Source organism: Candidatus Phytoplasma crotalariae, from assembly GCF_030586865.1.
GTDB lineage: Bacteria > Bacillota_I > Bacilli_A > Acholeplasmatales > Acholeplasmataceae > Phytoplasma > Phytoplasma citri.
In genome coordinates this window covers 1-3,934 of sequence record NZ_JAOSIR010000036.1, presented here as the reverse complement: position 1 = coordinate 3,934, position 3,934 = coordinate 1, and the positions used below count along the sequence as shown (strand labels likewise).

Sequence of the window (3,934 nt, the reverse complement as noted above, 5' to 3'; positions counted from 1 at the left end):
AACAGGTCATGCTATTACATCAATTTTCCTTCTTAGGCCATCTCAGGCTTCTCCATGGAATTATTTGGTGGCGAGGTCTTCTTGACTAATTTGCTTTCATCGCAACCCGCTTTTATGGTCTGCTGTAGTTTGGCATTCTTTCGTCTGCCAAACCGACCATCTCCATTCAGAGTTTATCAGCTCTGGCTATTGGTTAAATAGCAGAAAATTTTAGGCCTCTTTAGCACCCATCTTGATACAATGTGGGTTTAATTTGAAAATATTGATAATTATTTAACATTCGCGAAATAGGACATTTTTGGTGAATCAAGTTCATAATATCTTGTGTTTCAGCGATTGATAAATCTTTAATACCGCAAACTAAACTAATATCAAAATAAAATCCTTTTTCATCAATACAACTATGACACAAAATTTTTATTTTAAAATCAGAATGATTTAAATATTTACGTGTAGTTTTATAAAAACATATTAATAAAGATAAACAAAATAATTCTTTAGGATTACTAATTTCCGAACTATTTGCAAATGCAGAATTAAGCTTTGTTTTTAAGCCTTTATAAATAATCCCTATATCTTGTAATTTGGGTTCATAATAAGCTATAATTTCTATTTGATTTTTCATTTTTAGACATACCTTTAAATTTTATATAATAATTAAAAATATATTTAATTAATTTCTTTCTAAATATATTTGTTTTAATTTGTTATTTTTTATAACTAAATTAAAAATATTCTTATTTAATAAATAAATTCCATGTTCTGAATTAACTTCATCATCTTTTATTTTAATTAAGATATTTAAATTTAAAAATTTTTTAGTAATTGAAGATTGATTAGTTAAGGGAAAAGTTTGATTTCTATTGTTCATAAAAGTTTTTAAAACTTCTTGCTCTAAAGTATCACAATTTAATAAATAATGTTCGATTTTATAATTAAAATTAAATCGATATATCAAATTCATAATTATAAAAGTTATTATAACAATAAATATAATTGCAAACAATATATAATAAATCATTAACTTTATTTAATCTCCTTTTATTTTTTATTTTTCATCGCCAACATAATTTGTTGAATTTGTTTTTCACTAGGACTTCTTCCCATTTGTTTCAACATTTCTTTAATTTGTTTTTTATTTATAGGAGGATTTTTTTCTAAATATTTTTTAATACCGAAAAACATTACTAATGCTCCTACTAAAATTCCTATAAATAAACCTGATAAAAATAAAATTGTTTCAAACCAATTCATAACTATTTTCCTTTCAATTTGAATATTTATTGGAATAATTTAATTATTTTTTTAATAAATTTATTTAATTAAAAAGTATCTTTTTATTATAAAACAATAGGTTTATAAAAAATTAATCTTTTGTTGCCGTATTTTTGGTTCTTAATTAAAATAAATTTGTGATTAATATTAGGTAATAAATTTTTATGATAAGTTTCATAAATAATCCAACTTTGACAATGAATAATTTTTAATAATTCCAGAAATAAATGTTTGATATTCAAAGTATAAGGAGGATCTAGAATAATTACATCAAATTTAATTTTTTGATATATAAATCGTTTTAACATATTGAAAGCATTTTTATAAAAAACTATTATTTGTTGATTACTAATTTTAAGTTTATTTTGATTTTTTCTAATGGTTAAATATGCTGGAAGAGAATTATCTACCATAAAAATCTTTTTTGCTTCTCTACTTAAAGCTTCAAAACCATAAGCTCCAGAACCTGCAAATAAATCTAAAACAATACTATTATTAATATCTTTTTGAATAGTATCGAATAAAGCTTTTCTAATTAAATGAGTAGAACTTTTAGTAGTTTTAGATGGTACTAAATTTAAACGAAAATTTTTATATTTTCCTGATATAATACGTAACATTATAAATATTACCAAACTTTTTTCAATTTAAAGCAAGTTTTTTCTTTAAAGAATTTAATATTTTTATTTGTTCAGAAAAAGATTTAAAACCTTTGCTGCTAATATAATAATCAAGATTATTTTTTAATAATTCATATACTGTTTGATCTAAATTTTTAAAAGCTAATTTTCTAAAATAATCAATATTCGGGAAAGTTCTACTATCTTCTATTTTATCGCTAATTAAAATAATCTTATCTAATTTATTCATGTTTTCATGACCCCAAACATGTTTTCTAATTGCATCAAAAATTTTTGTATTATTAATATTAAATTCTTGTTGAAGCACAATGGGCGCACTAAAAGCATGATACATAAAAACCATTTGTTTATATTTATTAATAATTTCATGATTTAATAAAGATAAATGAAATTCTAAAGATTCATTTTTGGTATAATCATGAAATAAAGCAGCTATTTGAGCTTCTTCAAGGTTTTCTTCATAAAATATAGCTAATTCAGTAGCTTTTTGATAAACTCCTAAAATATGATTTAAACGATAAATATCATTTTTAAATTTATTATTAATTTTTTTTAAAATTTCTTCTATTAACATAGCTTTTAATTATCTTTTATTTAATAAAATTCTTAAACTTTTTATTATAAATATCTAAATTATTTTTTCGAATTAAATTAATTAAAGGTCTTTCTATACAAAAACGATTATATTTTGTAAATAAATTTTCTTGTTTTCTATTCAGAGGCTTTACTAAAATAGAAGTAATATTTAATTCATTAGCTCCTCTAATATCTGTTGCTAATTGATCTCCAATCATGATCACTTCTTGAGTTTGTATTTGATTTAAACTTAAAACTTTGCGAAAACCCCAAGATGAAGGTTTTTTATGGAACAAATTAAGATAAACATAATTCCAATTAGGTTCTAAAATTTTTTTTAATTTACGATTAGAAGCATTTGAAAGAATAATTATTTGAAATTTTTTACTAATATTTGTTAAGAAATTATAAACTTTATTATCTAATGTTGTTTGATAGGGTTCTATAAGAGTATTATCCAAATCAAATAATAAAACTTTAAAATTTTTTCGAAAAAAATATTCGAAAGGAATTTCAAAAACAGAATCATAATAAAAATTAGGTATATAATGAAGGTATTTTTCTAATTTTATAATTTTCATATCTTCATATCAAATTAATATATTTTCAAAATTTTAATATCAATAATTTTACCAGTTTCAGATTTATATTTTACTTGATCACCTTCTTTATGACCTTGTAAACTTTGTCCAATAGGAGATTCGATAGAAAATTTATTATTTAAAGGATCTACTTCTAAAATTCCAACTAAATGTAATTTTAAAATTTGCATATTATCTAAAAACTGAATATCTACTGTATTACCGATAGTAACAATTTCTTTATTTTGATTAGAATGATCAATTATTTCCGTATTTTTTAAGATATTTTTGATTTCAGAAATTCTTGTTTCTATTATTATTTGTTCATTAGTAGCAGCAGCATAGTCAGCATTTTCGCTTAAATCACCTTGATCGCGAGCCTCTTTTAAAGAAATTAAATTTTCACTTCTCTTAGTAGAAGTTAAATGTTCTAACTCTTGTTTTAATTTATCTAAACCTTCTCGAGTTAACTTATAAATTTGTTTATCTTTAGGAATATTTTTTTTATCAACTTTATACTTATTCATATAAGAATCAATAATATCATGGTTCATAATAAATAACCACCTCTTTTTTTGTTGTTTTTTATACTAGATAATGCATTTTATCATCTAAATATATATGTAGATGGTAAAAAATTTTTACAAGAAATACTTAAACCATCCCCTAAATCGGTAAATATAGTTTTAAAAAAATAATTATTTTTTAAATATATTTTAAATTCTTGTATTTTAATACGGATAGATTAATTGCGCTTTATGTGGCGATTTATATTTGCCATTTTATTTACAATCAGCCCCCGTCCAAACGGTGCGAGCAAGTTTCCAAGCACACCGCTTTCCCTAATTTACTCTCTTGCGA

7 protein-coding genes are annotated in these 3,934 nt (G+C 22.1%); all 7 read right to left on the bottom strand.

The annotated features are described in order from the left end of the window. Positions 1-220: 220 nt before the first annotated feature. The 7 genes from OC683_RS02115 to greA all read right to left on the bottom strand — a co-directional run bounded on the left by OC683_RS02115 (position 221) and on the right by greA (position 3,627). Complete coding sequence (locus OC683_RS02115) at positions 221-625, bottom strand: OsmC family protein (RefSeq protein ID WP_304514898.1); 405 nt, start codon at positions 623-625, stop codon at positions 221-223. A gap of 48 nt (positions 626-673) precedes the next feature. Then, entirely contained in the window at positions 674-1,021 is a 348-nt protein-coding gene (locus OC683_RS02110; RefSeq protein ID WP_304514897.1) for a hypothetical protein, read from the bottom strand. A 20-nt stretch (positions 1,022-1,041) separates the two neighbouring features. Beyond that, positions 1,042-1,254, bottom strand: coding sequence for a YneF family protein (locus tag OC683_RS02105; protein ID WP_304514896.1), 213 nt, complete (start codon positions 1,252-1,254; stop codon positions 1,042-1,044). Positions 1,255-1,340: 86 nt separating this feature from the next. Further along, positions 1,341-1,895, bottom strand: coding sequence for a 16S rRNA (guanine(966)-N(2))-methyltransferase RsmD (gene rsmD / locus OC683_RS02100; protein ID WP_304514895.1), 555 nt, complete (start codon positions 1,893-1,895; stop codon positions 1,341-1,343). Positions 1,896-1,917: 22 nt separating this feature from the next. Further along, entirely contained in the window at positions 1,918-2,490 is a 573-nt protein-coding gene (yqeK, locus tag OC683_RS02095) for a bis(5'-nucleosyl)-tetraphosphatase (symmetrical) YqeK (protein ID WP_304514894.1), read from the bottom strand. 16 nt (positions 2,491-2,506) lie between these two features. Beyond that, positions 2,507-3,073, bottom strand: coding sequence for a YqeG family HAD IIIA-type phosphatase (locus tag OC683_RS02090; RefSeq protein WP_304514893.1), 567 nt, complete (start codon positions 3,071-3,073; stop codon positions 2,507-2,509). A gap of 14 nt (positions 3,074-3,087) precedes the next feature. Then, on the bottom strand, positions 3,088-3,627 hold the full coding sequence (greA, locus tag OC683_RS02085; protein ID WP_304514892.1) for a transcription elongation factor GreA: 540 nt from the start codon (positions 3,625-3,627) through the stop codon (positions 3,088-3,090). Between the last annotated feature and the right edge of the window lie 307 nt (positions 3,628-3,934).